The organism is Bartonella sp. MR168JLCBS (assembly GCF_042194175.1).
This window is the reverse complement of the sequence record NZ_JBHIMP010000002.1, coordinates 144,186-160,637: the sequence shown is the minus strand read 5'-3', so window position 1 is coordinate 160,637 and position 16,452 is coordinate 144,186. Positions and strand designations below refer to the sequence as shown.

The 16,452-nt window shown below is 37.3% G+C and carries 12 protein-coding genes; 1 reads left to right on the top strand and 11 read right to left on the bottom strand.

All coding sequences use genetic code 11. From position 1 onward, the window contains the following. Nucleotides 1-476: 476 nt before the first annotated feature. The 11 genes from ACFIK8_RS02675 to ACFIK8_RS02625 all read right to left on the bottom strand — a co-directional run bounded on the left by ACFIK8_RS02675 (nucleotide 477) and on the right by ACFIK8_RS02625 (nucleotide 13,938). A complete protein-coding gene (locus tag ACFIK8_RS02675; RefSeq protein WP_375635732.1) occupies nucleotides 477-3,422 on the bottom strand; it encodes a bifunctional [glutamine synthetase] adenylyltransferase/[glutamine synthetase]-adenylyl-L-tyrosine phosphorylase in 2,946 nt (981 codons plus the stop codon). 77 nt (nucleotides 3,423-3,499) lie between these two features. Next, a complete protein-coding gene (locus ACFIK8_RS02670) occupies nucleotides 3,500-4,882 on the bottom strand; it encodes an ATP-binding protein (RefSeq protein ID WP_375635733.1) in 1,383 nt (460 codons plus the stop codon). Next, nucleotides 4,879-5,565, bottom strand: coding sequence for a response regulator transcription factor (locus ACFIK8_RS02665; protein ID WP_012754868.1), 687 nt, complete (start codon nucleotides 5,563-5,565; stop codon nucleotides 4,879-4,881). The genes ACFIK8_RS02670 and ACFIK8_RS02665 overlap by 4 nt, the downstream gene beginning before the upstream one ends. 72 nt (nucleotides 5,566-5,637) lie before the next feature. After that, nucleotides 5,638-7,149 (bottom strand): Do family serine endopeptidase, encoded by a 1,512-nt coding sequence (locus ACFIK8_RS02660; RefSeq protein WP_375635734.1) that lies wholly within the window; start codon nucleotides 7,147-7,149, stop codon nucleotides 5,638-5,640. Nucleotides 7,150-7,343: 194 nt separating this feature from the next. Continuing rightward, on the bottom strand, nucleotides 7,344-7,811 hold the full coding sequence (locus tag ACFIK8_RS02655; RefSeq protein WP_375635735.1) for a cytochrome c-type biogenesis protein CcmH: 468 nt from the start codon (nucleotides 7,809-7,811) through the stop codon (nucleotides 7,344-7,346). 1 nt (nucleotide 7,812) lies between these two features. Further along, nucleotides 7,813-9,792 carry a heme lyase CcmF/NrfE family subunit gene (locus tag ACFIK8_RS02650; RefSeq protein ID WP_375668943.1) on the bottom strand — a complete coding sequence of 660 codons (1,980 nt, stop codon included), beginning with the start codon at nucleotides 9,790-9,792 and terminating at the stop codon, nucleotides 7,813-7,815. Between the two features lie 7 nt (nucleotides 9,793-9,799). Next, on the bottom strand, nucleotides 9,800-10,279 hold the full coding sequence (gene ccmE, locus ACFIK8_RS02645; protein ID WP_375635737.1) for a cytochrome c maturation protein CcmE: 480 nt from the start codon (nucleotides 10,277-10,279) through the stop codon (nucleotides 9,800-9,802). A gap of 297 nt (nucleotides 10,280-10,576) precedes the next feature. Then, on the bottom strand, nucleotides 10,577-11,350 hold the full coding sequence (locus tag ACFIK8_RS02640) for a tetratricopeptide repeat protein (RefSeq protein ID WP_375635738.1): 774 nt from the start codon (nucleotides 11,348-11,350) through the stop codon (nucleotides 10,577-10,579). 246 nt (nucleotides 11,351-11,596) lie between these two features. Then, a complete protein-coding gene (locus ACFIK8_RS02635; protein WP_375635739.1) occupies nucleotides 11,597-13,015 on the bottom strand; it encodes an ATP-binding protein in 1,419 nt (472 codons plus the stop codon). Then, the gene (locus ACFIK8_RS02630; protein WP_012754861.1) at nucleotides 13,015-13,680 is read right to left on the bottom strand and encodes a response regulator transcription factor; all 666 of its coding nucleotides are present in this window, start codon (nucleotides 13,678-13,680) and stop codon (nucleotides 13,015-13,017) included. Before ACFIK8_RS02630 ends, ACFIK8_RS02635 begins: the two co-directional genes overlap by 1 nt. Before the next feature lie 21 nt (nucleotides 13,681-13,701). Next, nucleotides 13,702-13,938 carry a hypothetical protein gene (locus tag ACFIK8_RS02625; RefSeq protein WP_375628179.1) on the bottom strand — a complete coding sequence of 79 codons (237 nt, stop codon included), beginning with the start codon at nucleotides 13,936-13,938 and terminating at the stop codon, nucleotides 13,702-13,704. Nucleotides 13,939-14,286: 348 nt separating this feature from the next. Between ACFIK8_RS02625 and ACFIK8_RS02620 the strand changes: the two genes are divergently transcribed. Further along, the gene (locus ACFIK8_RS02620) at nucleotides 14,287-16,437 is read left to right on the top strand and encodes a transglycosylase domain-containing protein (RefSeq protein WP_375668942.1); all 2,151 of its coding nucleotides are present in this window, start codon (nucleotides 14,287-14,289) and stop codon (nucleotides 16,435-16,437) included. The last annotated feature ends 15 nt before the right edge of the window (nucleotides 16,438-16,452 follow it).

The following is a 16,452-nucleotide window of genomic DNA, read 5'->3' as shown; positions in this document are numbered from 1 at the left end:
AATTATACAAATAATTATAATGTCATTTTTTTGAAAAAATGAGGTATGTAATCAATAAAGATTTTTATCATATTGATTTCAATATGTTGGTATTATTAGTGTAATGAGACATAATCTCTATAAGTTTTTATATAAATCTGTACGATCAAAATACTCTTGCATATATTCTTGTGTTGAATATCTCTTAATTCATAAATGTATCTGATATACTGCTGCTTAATAAATGACCCATATGCTTTTTCATATACAGGAGATAAGATTCATAAAGAATATCATTCACTAATCTCGTCACTCATCGCTTTTTGTATAAAGAATGACACCTAGAATGGCACATTTAACAGAGAATTTTTTTCATCACACTTGAGAAATCAGTAGAGAACTTCACTCTAACCCTCTCAAGCGTGTAATGAAATAAAAGACAAAAATTAATATATAAAAATGGAATTAATAATTTTTATTATTCTTATAGAATTATTTTAATGTTTCATGATTTTTGTAAAAACTGAACAGACCAATTGCCCAGTTTCTGCAATTAACTTTTCAACACGAAGCAAATCAGGTTCCCCAACACTATTTAACAAAAGGTCACTTAATCCAGGTGGCATATTATTGGGATCAAGAGAATCATTTAAGCAAAGCCGTATAATTTGACTCAAATTTGTATAAAGACGATAGGCATAATGTAAATCAGCAATACATGACTGATTAAGAAAACTGTTTGGTAAGTGATCTAAAATATCAGCTGTTGTTGCTCCAATTTGAAACTCAATGACATGCGTAATAAGAGAAAATTGAGCAATAAACTCCAAATCCATAATGCCACCAGACATCGTTTTTAAATCCCATTGATTTTTTGGCGGCTTTTCTTTTGCAATCAAGGAACGCATTTCACATACTTCTTTTGCAACTTCCTTCTTATCACGAGAAATAGCAATAATTGCACACACTTCATTTTCTAGCTTTTGTAAAAAATCAGGATCTCCTGCAATGCCTCGAGCCCTTGTTAAAGCAAGATATTCCCATATCCATGCTTCTTGGCGATAATACTTTTTAAAAAATGGAAAAGAAACAGCAACAGGTCCTTTATTGCCTAACGGCCGTAACCTTAAATCAACGACATAAAGAACACCTTGGCTTGTAAGAGTGGATAAAGCAGAAATGAGGCGCTGTGCTAAACGCGTATAATATTGAGAGATATAAAGAGGCTTTTCTCCATCAGATATTTCTGCATCATCATCGTGTTCATAAAGCAAAACGAGGTCAACATCGGAATCTGCCGTCAATTCGCGACTTCCAAGCTTCCCCATACCCAATATGCCAACACGCCCCCCTTTAACACTACCATGAAGACGAGAAAATTCCTCTTGAACGGCAGCAAATGTTTTTGTAATCATAAGATCAGCAAGCGCAGTAAAAGCAAAACCCGCTCTTTCTCCTGTAATTGCACCATTCAAAATTCGAATACCAATCAAAAAACGTTGTTCATCTGCAAAAATTCTTAAATGATCGAGAATTTCCTCATAAGGAAAGATATTTTCAAGAAAATATTCAAGCCGTTTTTCTAAATACGTTTTTGTTGGTAATTCTGAAAGAATATTCGGATCTAACATTCCATCAAAAACATGGGATCTGCGTGTAATAATTTCTGCAAGACGTGGAGCAGCGCCCATAATAAGGACAAGCATATCCAAAAGAGAGGGATTAGACTGCAAAAGACTAAAAAGCTGAATTCCTGAAGGTAAGCCCTGTAAAAAACTATCAAAACGCAACATCGCCTCATCAGCTCGTTTTGTCCCACCAAAAGCTTTCAAAAGAGCTGGTGTTAATTCCGTTAATCTCTCGCGTGCTTCGGCTGATTGCGTTGCTTTATAACGACCACAATGGAGAGTACGCATAATACGACAAATATCACTTGCTCTTTCAAAGCCTAAACGGCTTAACGTTATTAATGTCTCCGGATCATCTTCTTCACCTGTAAAAACTAAATTACCAATTTCTAAACCAAGTTCTTGCTCATTCTCAAACAGTGCTGCATAATGTTTTTCAACAACCTGAAGTGTTTTTAATAAATCACGGATAAAACTGCTGCTGTCTTGATAACCCATTAAATAGGCAACACTTGTGAATTGAGCAATATCATTTGGAAGAAGGTGTGTTTGTTCATCGAAAAGCATCTGAATACGATGTTCCACATTTCGAAGAAAAGCATAACTTTTTATAAGGCTATTTCTGGTTTTCTCACTGATCCAACCAAGCGTGTGAAGTTCTGCTAACATTGCAACTGTCTGGCGTCCACGTAATTGAGGAAAACGCCCACCAGCAATGAGCTGTTGTGTCTGAACAAAAAACTCAATCTCACGAATACCACCACGACCTAACTTTATATTATGCCCATAAGCTGCAATTTGACCGTAATTTTTATGCGCATGAATTTGACGTTTGATCGAATGAATATCAGCAATAGCAGCGTAATCTAAATATTTCCGCCACACATAGGGAAAAAGCTCTTTAAGAAAGTTAAAACCTGCCCTCTTATCGCCAGCAACTGGACGTGCTTTAATCATGGCTGCTCGTTCCCAATTTTGCCCACGCCCTTCGTAATACCGCAAGGCAGTCCTTACTGGTAGAGCCAAAGGAGTTGATCCTGGATCTGGACGAAGCCGAAAATCAAGACGAAAAACATATCCTTCCGCAGTGCGTTCTTGAATGATACGGATTAATCGGCGTACCATTTTAGAAAATACGTCAACACTTTCAGAAAGATTACCAATATGAGGTGATGTTTCATCAATGAAAACAATAAGATCAATATCAGAAGAATAATTAAGTTCCCCTGCTCCTAATTTTCCCATCCCTAAAATAATTAAACCACAGTCTTTTTCTGGATTTTCACGGCTTAATAAATTGATCTTACCATGATCATGCGCTTCTCTTAATAGAAAACGCAGCGCTACACTTAATGCTGCTTCGCCCAAACGTGTCAACCAAACACATGAAACTTCGTAAGTAAAAACACCACTCAAATCAGCTAAAGCAATGAGAACATGCGCTTCTCGTTTTTTGCGCCTTAAAGCAGCCATCAATGAAGTTTCATTTATAGATTCATCCTTATCAATAGCCGTAATATCATCTATAATTTCGCTCAGCCTTGTTTCTATATCAACATTTAATAAAGCACTAAGATATGATGGATTGGCAATTAAAACCTCACGCAAAAAAGGAGATAAGGTCATAACCGAACTGATAAAAACTATCTGCGTTCCACTCTCTGAAATAAGGGAAACAAGCGATTCTAAACCTTCTTTCCGTGCTTGTTCTTCCATGTCTTTTAACCATTGGGAACCACTTTTATCGAGAGGGCATAAAGGGAGAAGCTGTGTTTTTAAAAAAGCTTGTTTCGTCTGCGCTCCCTTGAAAAGCATTTTGCCTTCCTTTCTATTGCTTTATACTTTTAAAATAGTTGTTACGTATGAAAAGAGAAAAGTGAAGAAAAATGTCTTTAAGGAAATAACAAAACAGCCCTAAGCCCTGGATTTGCATTTTCAAGTAACAATTCACCCCCGTGAAGCTTCATAACTGCTTTTGCTATACTTAAACCAATCCCAAACCCAGGTTGTGTACGGCTTTCTTCAAGACGAACAAATCGTTCTGTCACTTTTTCAAGTTTATCCTCTGCTATTCCTGGTCCATTATCACTCACAACAACTAACAAATGTTCATCACGATATTCCATTGATAAGCAAACCTCCGCTTTCCTTTTACCTTTAGAAGCATATTTAATGGCATTATCTATAAGGTTAAAAATTGATTGTGCAACAAGCTCACGATTCAACTTAAGCTCTTTATCAAATATATTCCCCAACCGAAGTAAAACACCTGACTCTTCAGCAAAAGGTTCGTAAATCTCAACAGCATCTTCAAGGATCAGTTTCATATTCATCATTTCAAGATGCTCAATTGCACTGCTGGCCTCAATACGTGAAATCATTAAAATCGCATTGAACGTACAAATAAGTTGATCTGATTCTGCAATAACCCTATCAAGGACCTGACGATATTCAAGCTTTGTCTTATTTCCTGAAAGCGCTTCTTCAGCGCGATTTCTAAGACGCGTTAACGGCGTTTTCAGATCATGAGCAATATTATCTGATACTTGACGTAAACCAATATTTAACTCTTCAATGCGGTCTAACATAACATTAAGATTAGTTGACAATCGATCAAACTCATCCCCTACTCCAGAAACAGGTAAACGCCCACTGAAATCACCATCCATCAGGCGCTGTGATGCAGCCGTTACATGATCAATCCTTTGTAAAGCTCTCCTGCCAACAAAAAACCATATGAGTAAAGCGCCTCCAACCATTGCAGCAAGTGCAATGATCACAGCTTTACGAATAACCACTGCAAAACGTTCTGGCTCATCCAAATCGCGTCCTATAAGAATCTTCATAGCATTAGGTAAATCAACAATAACCGCCAAAGCGCGATGTTCACTTGTTTTGCCATGTTCTCCAAAACGAGAATACAAAAAAGAGGTAGAAATAAAACCACTCTGATTCAAAAGACCTAATTCAATACGTGCTACATTTCCTGCTAAAATACGCCCCATAGAATCCGTGACAAGATAAAGAAATGCTCCTGGTTGTCTTGAACGATAATCAATAGTGCGCATTAATAAGGATAATCCCCCATAATTATAAGCATTTTCAATATACTTTAATTCTTCATGTAAAGCCTGTTCAGTTTGCTCTGTTAACAATGAAGCAGAAAATGCCGTCATATAAATAGAAAGCCCTGTTGCCACCAAGCCAAACAATAAAATATAAAGTGCTGAAAGCCTTAGCGCCGTCGTGCGCATTATATTAATCAAACGATTCATGCTTTGTTATCTGGTGCTTTCAGCATATATCCAGCTCCACGCACGGTATGGAGAAGGGGAACATCAAAATCTTTTTCAATTTTGGCTCTCAAACGGGAGATATGGACATCAATGACATTCGTTTGTGGATCAAAATGGTAATCCCAAACATTTTCCAAAAGCATAGTGCGTGTAACAACCTGCCCCGCATAGCGCATCAAATATTCAAGTAAACGAAACTCTCGTGGTTGCAATAGGATGTTTCTATCACCCCGTTTTACCGTATGTGCTAGCCGATCAAGTTCAAGATTACCTACACAATAAACAGTTTCTGCTTCTTTAGGATTTTTCCGCCGTTGTAAAACTTCAACACGCGCAAGAAGTTCAGAAAAAGCATAAGGCTTTGTCAAATAATCATCTCCCCCTGCACGCAACCCCGTTACACGATCATTAACTTGCCCTAAAGCCGAAAGGATAAGAACCGGTGTTTCATTGCCTTTAGCGCGCAATTCAGCAATAATAGAAAGGCCATCACGATGCAAAAGCATTCGGTCAACAACCATAACGTCATAATTTTCCGTGGTCGCTAAAGCGTATCCCGTATCCCCATCATAAGCAACATCAACAGAATGCCCTACTTCCAAAAAAGCCTTTTCGAGATAATGCCCCGTCTCATGATCATCTTCAATAACGAGTATCTTCATAAAACGTATCTCCATTATTTTATTATGTTGTAGGACAAACATTTAATAAACATTTGTCCTACAACTAAAGCCTTATTTTTTCAAAATTGGAAGAGCAACAAAACGATTTTGATCATTTGTTCGCACTTGTAAGAGTATAGCCTTTCGTCCTAACTGCTGAGCATTTTTGATTGTGCTAACAATATCAGAGACTTTTTTAACCGGTTTATTATTTACTGTCACAATGATATCTCCAGGGCGTATCCCTTTATCTGCAGCATCTGAATCGGTATCGACATCCGTTACCACAACCCCTACACCATCATCAGAAGGTATAACAATCAGACCATAATCTTCCAATGTTTCATCTAAATCACCCCGTTCATTTGAATGTTTTGAAGCCTCTTTCTTACTTTCATCTTCAGACATTGAAGCGAGTTTAACCTTGATACTTTCCTCCTTACCTGATCTCCAAATCCCTATGGTTACCGTTTCTCCTGGTTTAATATTTGCAATACGTTTCGCCAGATCACGCGCATCAGCAACCTTTTCATTATTCACGGAAATAATTACATCACCCGCTTTAATACCAGCCTTTTCTGCCGGCCCTTTTAACGGATCAGTGACCAAAGCACCTTTGGCTTCTTTCAAACCTATTGAATCGGAAATCTCCTTTGTTACCGGCTGAATCTGAACACCTAACCAACCACGTTGAACTGAACCTTTTTCAATAAGTTGTTGTACAACCTGTTTTACAGTCGCTGCCGGAATAGCAAAAGCAATCCCAACATTTCCTCCAGAAGGAGAAAAAATTGCTGTATTAACCCCAACAACCTTTCCATTAAGATCAAATGTTGGGCCACCAGAGTTTCCTCTATTAACAGCAGCATCAATCTGAATAAAATCATCATACACACCAGTGCCAATATCACGTCCACGTGCAGAAACAATACCTGCTGTCACAGTTCCACCAAGACCAAATGGATTCCCAATGGCAACAACCCAATCCCCAACACGAAGCTTTGAATCATCACCAAAATCAACATAGGAAAATTTTCTTTTATCACTTACTTTTAATACGGCAAGGTCGGTTTTGGGGTCTTTCCCAATAAGCTTTGCGTTCAATTCTGTACCATCATCAAGAACAACAGTATAACTTGTTCCGTCAGAAATCACATGATCATTGGTTACAATGTAACCATCAGACGAAATAAAAAAACCCGATCCAAAAGCAATAGGACGGAGTCTCCGTGATTGGTGGGGAAATTTATTTTTAGGTTTATCAAAATCATAAAACTCTTTAAAAAATCTTTTCAAAGGATGTTGGTCTGGTAATTGATCAAATCCTGGACCACTAAAAAAGTTGCTAAAGAACCTATCTTCTTTCTTTTTATTGCTCTTTACTTGTACTGCTACAACTGCTGGTTTCACTTGAGCAACAATATCGGCAAATCCCTGTTGTTGCATTAACGAAGTAAATACAGAACTTGCATGAGCCTTTGTCATCAACAAGCTTGATGTACATCCACTAAAAAACAGTGCACTTTCCAATATCGCAGAAAAACTCACTGCGACAAACGTTTTAAAGAAAGCCTTTTTAATCATTTACTCTATGCTCCTATTCAATTATACCTTTATTCCAATTGCGATCACTTATAAAATACTAGACCTTACCGTTTGTAAAATACTAGACCTTACCGTTTTCTGTCTAAATTATTAAAGTTTTGTAAGGTTTCAGTATCCCCTAATATAATTATAATAAGATTGTATGCTCATTGCAGATGAGCCGATTTTTTCTTTTATGTAACATCTTTTTTAATGCAATGGCATTTTTGACTGTCTTTTTCATTCAGATAACTCATTATTTTCTCATGATTATTCCGTTTTAAGTGGAAAAATATGATATTTGTGCCAATGATGATGATGATCAAAGGCGAAAACCATAAAAACCAAGTTATTTTATTCAATGGTGGTTTCAAGAGAATAAATTCACCATATCGTTCAACAAGAAAGTCAGTGACTTGCTGGTTACTATAGCCCATTTTTAGCCTTTCCCGAATTAAAAGCCGTAAATCACGTGCTAGAGCAGCATCTGAATCATCAATTGATTGATTTTGACAAACCGGACAACGTAAATGTGATGAAATATGGCGTGCTCGCGCTTCAAGAACCTTATCCTTTAAAATCTCATCCGGCTCTACTGCTATTGCTAATCGAAAAGGAAACGTTGCAATTAAAAAAAATAAAATCCAAAGATTTTTTTTCATCTCAATGTCTTTTCCAAAAATTTAAAGCAAGCAGTACCCTATTGTACATGCCAATGCGAAACCAATACCCCAGAAGAGAAAGACATCCGCCTACAGCCATCATGAATGCCCCTAACCAAATACATATTACATAAGGCTTCCACCATATGTGTACAACAAGACCCCGATTATCGGTATGTCCTGGTACAATATATAGCTGCGATAAGCCATGATTTTGAAGACCAACTTCTGTTGTTGATGTATTTTGGCTTGAATAAAATCGCTTTGAGGCTGTTACATGACCCACAATGTTTTTATTTTCATATATTTTAAAATAAAACTCCATTGCCGAATAATTCGAACCAACACCTTCATACACTGCATCAAAATGAAGCGTTTTATCCGCTATCGTCACCCTATCCCCTACGTTCATGATTAAAATACGTTCTTGCCCAAAACTTGCCACACAAACAATACCAAATAATGTAACACCTAATCCCATATGTGCTATTGCTGCACCAAAAGTAGACCATGGCAATCCAAGAAATCTCTTAACGCGTATTGAAAAAGCTCTCTTGCCATATCCACTCTTTCCCCATAGATCCGCTAAACTGCCTAGAAAAACAAACGCTGAAAGCCCAATCCCTAAAACTGCAAAGATATCACGCAAAGATGTCGCATAAAATATTATAAAACAGACGATAGCAGCCAATACAAAAACAAACCATAACCGTTCAAAAACTGCAAGAAAATCACCGCGTTTCCATGCCATCATTGTTCCAAACGGAACAAACAACAACAGCAAAATCATTAGCGGTCCACAGGTAAGGTTAAAAAAAGCAGCCCCTACAGAAATTTTTTGTCCTGTTAATATCTCAATAAAATAAGGATAAAGCGTACCAATCAATACTGTTGCTGTTATTGTTGTAAGTAACAAGTTATTTAAAACAATAAACCCTTCACGTGAAATTGGTTGAAAAAATCTTTCTGTTTTTAAAATAGGGGTGCGCAAAGCAAAAAGAAGAAAAGCCGCTCCCGTAAAAAAAAATAAAAGCGCAAGAATTGCTTGCCCCCGTGCTGGATCAACAGCAAAACTATGAACAGAAACTAAAAGCCCCGAACGCACAAGAAAAGTTCCCATCAGAGAAAGAGAAAAAGTAAGCAGCGCTAAAAACAAAGTCCAACTTTTCAATATTTCTCGTTTTTCGAGAACAAGAGCAGAATGTAAAAGAGCCGTTCCTGAAAGCCAAGGCATAAACGAAACATTTTCAATAGGATCCCAAAACCAATAGCCCCCCCATCCTAGCTCATAATAAGCCCAATAGGAGCCAACCATAATACCCAATGTTAAAAAACACCAAGAAAGTAAAAGCCACGGACGAATCCCACGCGCCCAAACTCTATCAACATGTCCCATAATCAATGCCGCAACGGCAAAAGAAAAACAGAGTGAAAAACCAACATAACCTAAATAAAGTAGCGGTGGATGAATTGCTAATGCGATATCTTGTAAAAGAGGATTGAGACCATTTCCCTGCAATGCTGGTGGATTCACACGTAAAAATGGATTGGATACAAAAAGAATAAATAAAAGAAAAGCACTTGTAATCCAACTTTGGCAAATTAAAACAAGCGTCTTAAAATCTTCTGGCAAATGTTGGCTAAAAAAGGCCATCAATGCACTAAAAAAAGCAAGACTTAAAACCCATAACAACATAGAGCCTTCGTGGTTGCTCCAAACACCGGTAATTTTATAGAGCATCGGTTTTTCTGAATGAGAATTCTCAACAACGTTCAAAACAGAAAAATCAGATACAACATAAGCATAAATTATCACTAAAAAAGATAAAAGCAGTAATGTAAAAGTGATATATGTTAGAGGAACAGCTGTTTGCATTAACAAACGCTCTCTCCACCAAAAACCTAAAGCAGGTAAGAACGCCCCTAATAAGCTTACTGAAAATGCTGCAGCTAAAAAAATATGACCCAGTTCGACAAGCACACTCGAATTATTTCTCCATAATGTAATGTTTTTTTAAACGATCAGCTGTTTCTTTAGGCATATAAGTTTCATCATGTTTTGCTAAAATACGCGTCCCTACAAAAAAACCCTGTTTATCGAAATGCCCTTCTACAATCACCCCCTGACCTTCACGAAAAAGATCCGGTAAGGCACCGTTGAAAACCACTTTTTCATGTTTTTTGTTATCCGTTACAAAAAAAATAACGCCTCTCTCTCCAACATATTGAACAGTCTCCTTTTCAACAAAGCCACCCAAACGCAAAGGGCGCCCCGTTAAAATATCTTCTCTTGTAATTTCAGAGGGCATTCTAAAAAAACTGACCGCATGACGCATTGCATACACTATAAGGCTTGCTGCAACTGTCATAACCAAACAACATAATAATATGATCAGCAAGCGCTTTTTTTTTCGCTGCTCTAAAATAACCTTCAACGAAGAAGAATTCTTTAAAGATTGACTTTTCATAGACACTCTACGAAAAAATTAAATATGTTATAATGAGTATCGATATTTCATTTTTTAAGAGCTTTGCACATCTTCTACATAGGTGCAACTTTTTATCCAATACCTCACCTTTGCTAACAAGCTTATCAATATCTTTCTTCCTTTTTTAGTTTTACAACCAATTTTTATTTAACCTATAACCACTTATATCACGCTCTTTACATTCTTCATTTCTGTTCTTCAATCTTCTTCACAAACACCTACTTCTAAGAGATTACTTCTCTTGTCTTTCTAAACAGCATTTCTCTTTATATTTCATCATCTCAATTGGCGATGATTGCTTTTCTTTGTATGCTCACTCGATAAATCATGTAACTGAATCATCATTTTTTTAACACGTGATTGTCCTGAAAAATTTTCAGGCATTGTATCAAGAAAGCTTTGTAAAAATTGCACTGCCTGCGCAGTTTTTCCTGCTTGATGCAATGCATCGGCCAACAATAAACGTGGATAAAAATCTGTTGGCGCTAAATCTGCTGCTTTTTGAAAAGCATTTTGTGCTTCTTGTGTTATCACTCCCCCTTCATAACCAACCAATGCTAAACCATATCCTACAAGCCTTGGAGCTGTTTCTCCATTCAAACGAAGTGCGTCTAAATAAGTATTCACAGCCTCTTGAAAAAGGCTTTCTTCGAGATACCCTACCGCTAACGCATCTGCTAGCTTGCCATCATGAGGTGCACGGAAAAAAAGAACTTGTAAACGAATAAGCTTTTCTTGCTTACTAAGAGTTTTAGGATCCTTATCCATTAATTCGCTAAAAAAATAACTTTTCACTTCTGGACTGCCTGTCAGCCCATAAATATTCCATGTCATAAGAAGAACAAATAAAATACTTAAAGCCTTAAGAATATTTCTTTTTTTATAATGCATATAAAGCTTGTTAAACTCAATCGTATGCTTATGACTTCTATAACCATCCACGGTTTGAACTTTCCATTCTTTCTTTATCTCATCGTCAAAACGTAGTGAACGAAAAAGAATACTTGCCAGAAAAGTCAGAAAAAATGCTGCAAAAATTAATAAGAGCATATCACTTTTTTCCAATACGAACAGAGAATGTCTCGCTTACATTTTACCCTCTTCATGAGAAGAGTGATGTGAATTGATAAAAATTCATTTTTTCATGGAAAATATTATAAAATCTATTGTCCATTTTTCTTATATATATCAACTAAACAAAGAAACTAAAAACAATGTTTCCCTACTCTTTATGTATTATCTGAAAATACTGCTTTACAAACTTTATAGACATTTCTTGCTTAAGGAGAAAATATGTTATTCTCCCATCTTAGGTAATAAAACTTTTGCATACAACCCACCCAAATCAGAACGTGATAAAAAGAGCTTGCCACCATATTCACTGACCATATCTGAAACAATTGCTAGCCCTAAGCCTGCCCCTAGTTTACTTTCATTAAACCGCCGCCCTCTTTTTAATGCTTCCTCCATTTTGTCTTCTGTTAAACCAGGGCCATCATCTTCTACAAAGATACTAAAATATTCTGTTTCTTCAACATTTTCTTCTAAACAACAAGAGATCAAAACCTTTGCTCGAGACCACTGAGTAGCATTTTCAATCAAATTCCCTATAATTTCTTCTAAATCTTCCTTCTCTCCAGAAAAAACAATATCATCAACATCCATAATAAATTGAATTTGTTTTTCAGGATTAAGCTTTTTCATAACCCGCACCAAACGTTCAAGCACACTGCGAACAGACGTATGATAGACAATACTATCGCATTGTGCTGCAATCCGCGCACGCTGAAGATAATGATTGATTTGAGCTTGCATTATTTGCGTTTGCTCTCTCAACAAACAAGCCTTTTCTCCGCGCATCTTATCTGTCTCATTCATAATCACGGATAGAGGCGTTTTCAATGAATGCGCAAGATTACCAACCTGTGTGCGAAATCGCTCAATAATACGCTGATTATTATTAATGAGAGCATTCATCTCTTGTACAAGCGGCATCACTTCGCTTACTAAATTCGTATTCACATAGTGAACTCTTCCTTCGCGAATATCATTCAATGCGCGCCGAATAAGCTTCAACGGTTGAAAACTAAAGAAAATAATAGCAATATTAATAAGGACACTCCCGATACCAAAACTCCAAAGAAAAATTTGCAAAGTTCGCTTAAATTCCTTTACTTGGGCATGAGCTTCATCGATATTCCCAACAAGCCGAAAACGTGCAATATGATTTTCATTATCAAGAACAACATCACTCTCAATCACTTGTAGCTTTTGACCATTGTTCCCCTTTATCCGATAAGAGCGAAAGAACTTATTGTCAAAAGGTATATCAACATCACTTGGTGTAAATATCTCGCCTGTTCCCAATGAGGGGGATGTCAATCTTCCTTTTAAATTATGAGATATCGCAACAACTTCCCAATACCATCCTGTTGTTGGATCAGAATAACGAATATCATCAATCCCAGCCCCTCCTCTCAAAGTACCTTCCGATGACACCGTCACTGTTGCAATAAGACTGTAGAGTTGAGCAGAAAGAATACGCTCTAGGCTTTGTTCAGTTGAACGTTTATAAAATAAAATACTTACTGCAGAAATCGATAAAAGAGAAATAACAACCCATAATGTTGATAAGACCATAACACGTAAACTGAGAGATCGAGTAATTACAAAAAAGAACCTCCTACACCAATTATTCTTTTCGAAAGTATTCATTAATCACCTAGCGTTCTCACGCGATACCCCATTCCTCGAATAGTTTCAATCAAATCCACTCCAAGCTTTTTCCGTAACCGACCTACAAAGACTTCCACCGTATTCGAGTCCTTATCAAAATCCTGATCATAAAGATGTTCAGTAAGTTCTGTTCTTGAAATGACCCTGTCACAATGATGCATGAGATACGAAAGCAGTCTGAATTCATAAGATGTTAGTTTAATCAACTGACCATCCACAAAAACACGGGACGTCTTCGTATCCAACAAAACATTTCCGCAACATAATGCACTTGTCGCATGTCCCGTAGCGCGACGAATTAATGCTCGTAAACGCGCCATCACTTCCTCCAAATGAAATGGCTTCACAACATAATCGTCAGCCCCAGCATCAATACCGTGCACCTTATCAGACCAACGGTCTCGCGCCGTTAGCATTAAAACAGGCATGGAGTGCCCTTCTTGACGCCATTTTTCAACAACACGAATACCATCAATATACGGTAAACCTATATCAAGTATCACCGCGTCGTAAGACTCTGTGCTCCCTAAAAAATAAGCCTCTTCACCATCGAAAGCACTATCGGAAACATATCCTGCACGTCTTACAGCTTCTGCTAATTGATGATGAAGATTCCGATCATCTTCAACGATTAAGATACGCATCACAACACCATCTGCCAAAGACTAATCAGCAGGAACAAAAAACTCAACACGACGTAACTTTTCCCCATTACGGGCTGGTACAACAATCACAATTGCACACATGCCCTTTCCATCCTGAACAACTGGGTTTGAACGGACGAGAACCCCGCTCTCTTGCGCAGCAACCTTCTTACCTACTTCAGCACACCCAGAAGCTAGAACAGAATCTGCTCCTAAAAAAGCTGCTATTATTACGAACAAGAATTTTTTTTTCATCATAAATATTTCACTAACCCACCTCTTCTCTTCCTTGATAAAGGATAAAAGAAATAATGGCTTTTTTGGGTCGATTTAAAAATCACAAATGGAAATAATTTATCCTCTATCTTACAGAAGAATGCATTAACATTACTTTAAATTTTTAAAAACTCAAAATAAAATATTTTTAATAATGAGAATAAAATTTATTAGATAAAATAATAAAATCTTAATACACTATCTTACGAAAAATGAATAATTCTAAAATAAACTCTTTCTCTGTTAGCACTATAGCAAAAAAATACTTCTACTCCATATAATTATTGTAGATTTGTTTGGTTGTATTTCTTTGCCATAGGCTCTCTTTAAATGTTTGATTTTTTAAAAAAAAAGAAAAGGCAACACCGTAAGCCATTTCACAGTCCTGCTCTCATTGAATTAGACGCACGATTAGATACAGCGCTTTATCACATTCGTTCTGCTAACAGTTTTTTCTGGAAAAAGGCAAAAATCATCTCACAAAATTTTCATCTTCAAGGATGGAAACGTTTTATCGTTGAAGTTCTCGATGAAATACTGACATTAGGGTTGATGGGATTTACTCTTTTCACTATTTTGGGCATTTCTGTTTTTGAACTGACCAAAACAGATTGGTCTTCTCCTAAAAACTTTTCCATTCTTTTTCTAGATCGCTATGGAAATTCCATTGGGCACCGTGGTGCACTGCCGGCAATCTCTGTCCCCGTTGAAGAAATGCCTGACACTGTCATTAAAGCGGTTCTTGCTACAGAAGACCGTCGTTTTTTCGATCATTGGGGTATTGATTTTCAAGGACTTACACGGGCAATTTCACAAAATATGCAAGCTAAAGGTGTAGTGCAAGGTGGTTCAACTCTCACACAACAATTGGCTAAAAATTTATTCTTAACAAACGAGAGAACCATAACACGTAAAATCAAAGAAGCTTATCTTGCTCTTTGGCTAGAAGCAAATTTTAGCAAAAAACAGATTTTGCAACTTTATCTTGACCGCGCCTATATGGGAGGAAACAATTTTGGTATTGCAGCAGCTGCAAAATTTTATTTTGGAAAAAACATACGTCATGTATCTTTAAGTGAATCTGCTATGTTAGCAGGACTCTTTAAAGCTCCAACAAAATATGCTCCTCATAGTCATCTCTTTGCAGCTCAAACACGTGCCAATGTAGTCCTTTCTAATCTTGTTAATAGTGGCTTTATGACGAAGAGCCAGATTATCAATGCGCATCGCCACCCTGCTAGGGCACTTCCCCAAATAGAAAATAATCAGGCTGATTATTTTCTTGATTGGGCATTCGAGGAAGTCAAAAAAATGCGTAATCAACTTCCAAGCCATAGTTTAATTATTCAAACGACCCTTGATCCGAATATTCAAAAAGCAGCAGAAGAATCAATTGCATATCATTTACATCAATATGGTCAACAATATCGCGTAACACAAGCTGCCACTGTTATACTCGATAATAACGGTGCCGTATGCGCAATTGTTGGAGGACTAGATTATAAAAAGAGCCAATTTAACAGAGCGACACAAGGCGGACGGCAAACTGGTTCTTCATTCAAACCTTATGTTTACGCAACCGCACTGGAACACGGACTTTCTCCCTCAACAATCGTTTTAGATGCTCCTATTAATTGGGGAGGTTGGACACCAAAAAATAATTCTGGTCGTTATTTGGGGAAAATTGATTTAGCAACAGCTTTAGCTTTTTCCATTAATACAGTCCCTGTGTATCTCACCTATCAATATCTTCACCGCGATACCAAACCCATTATAGATCTCATCAAGAATATGGGGATTAACGCGCATATTTTATCACACAAAACGATGGTTCTTGGCACTTCCAACATGACCCCCATGGATCAAGCAACTGGCTTTAATGTCTTTGCGAATGGCGGGATAGCTGGTAATCGGCATGGGTTCATGCAAATCAGAACAATCGATGGGCATGTGATATGGGATTTCGAGCATAACGGAAATAAGTTACACCGAGTTCTCAGCAGACAATCAGCTGCCTATATGAACCAAATGATGGTGGGTGTCACAACACGAGGGTCTGGTAAGCGTGCTGCTCTGCCCATGACTCTTGTCGCTGGGAAAACTGGAACATCACAATCCTATCGTGATGCTTGGTTTGTTGGCTTTACAGGCAATTATACTGGAGCGGTATGGATGGGAAATGATAACTTTTCACCGATGAATCGTGCTTTTGGGGGTGGCGTTCCTGCCATGATATGGCATCGCATCATGCTTGCTGCACATCAAAATATCATGCTCAAACAGCTCTATGGTGTTAAAGATTCTCTCCTTCCTTATCAGCCCCCAGTACTTTCTTCCCATGCAGATTCTGAATTTTTTCCCCCGATACCCTCTACGCTTTCTCCTGAAACATTAAATATCGTGCGATTGATTAACAAAGATCTGAAAAAAACATCTGCAATTTCTTTGAAAATGAAAACAACTGGAGATTCAACATTTTGAATTCAAGATATTCAC

Bases quoted from the DNA above. Each gene is read 5' to 3' on its own strand.
- ACFIK8_RS02635 (WP_375635739.1), bottom strand. From the start codon at position 13,015: ATGAATACTTTCGAAAAGAATAATTGGTGTAGGAGGTTCTTTTTTGTA.
- ACFIK8_RS02675 (WP_375635732.1), bottom strand. From the start codon at position 3,422: ATGCTTTTCAAGGGAGCGCAGACGAAACAAGCTTTTTTAAAAACACAG.
- ACFIK8_RS02665 (WP_012754868.1), bottom strand. From the start codon at position 5,565: ATGAAGATACTCGTTATTGAAGATGATCATGAGACGGGGCATTATCTC.
- ACFIK8_RS02670 (WP_375635733.1), bottom strand. From the start codon at position 4,882: ATGAATCGTTTGATTAATATAATGCGCACGACGGCGCTAAGGCTTTCA.
- ACFIK8_RS02630 (WP_012754861.1), bottom strand. From the start codon at position 13,680: ATGCGTATCTTAATCGTTGAAGATGATCGGAATCTTCATCATCAATTA.
- ACFIK8_RS02640 (WP_375635738.1), bottom strand. From the start codon at position 11,350: ATGCTCTTATTAATTTTTGCAGCATTTTTTCTGACTTTTCTGGCAAGT.
- ccmE (WP_375635737.1), bottom strand. From the start codon at position 10,279: ATGAAAAGTCAATCTTTAAAGAATTCTTCTTCGTTGAAGGTTATTTTA.
- ACFIK8_RS02625 (WP_375628179.1), bottom strand. From the start codon at position 13,938: ATGATGAAAAAAAAATTCTTGTTCGTAATAATAGCAGCTTTTTTAGGA.
- ACFIK8_RS02655 (WP_375635735.1), bottom strand. From the start codon at position 7,811: ATGAAAAAAAATCTTTGGATTTTATTTTTTTTAATTGCAACGTTTCCT.
- ACFIK8_RS02620 (WP_375668942.1), top strand. From the start codon at position 14,287: ATGTTTGATTTTTTAAAAAAAAAGAAAAGGCAACACCGTAAGCCATTT.
- ACFIK8_RS02660 (WP_375635734.1), bottom strand. From the start codon at position 7,149: ATGATTAAAAAGGCTTTCTTTAAAACGTTTGTCGCAGTGAGTTTTTCT.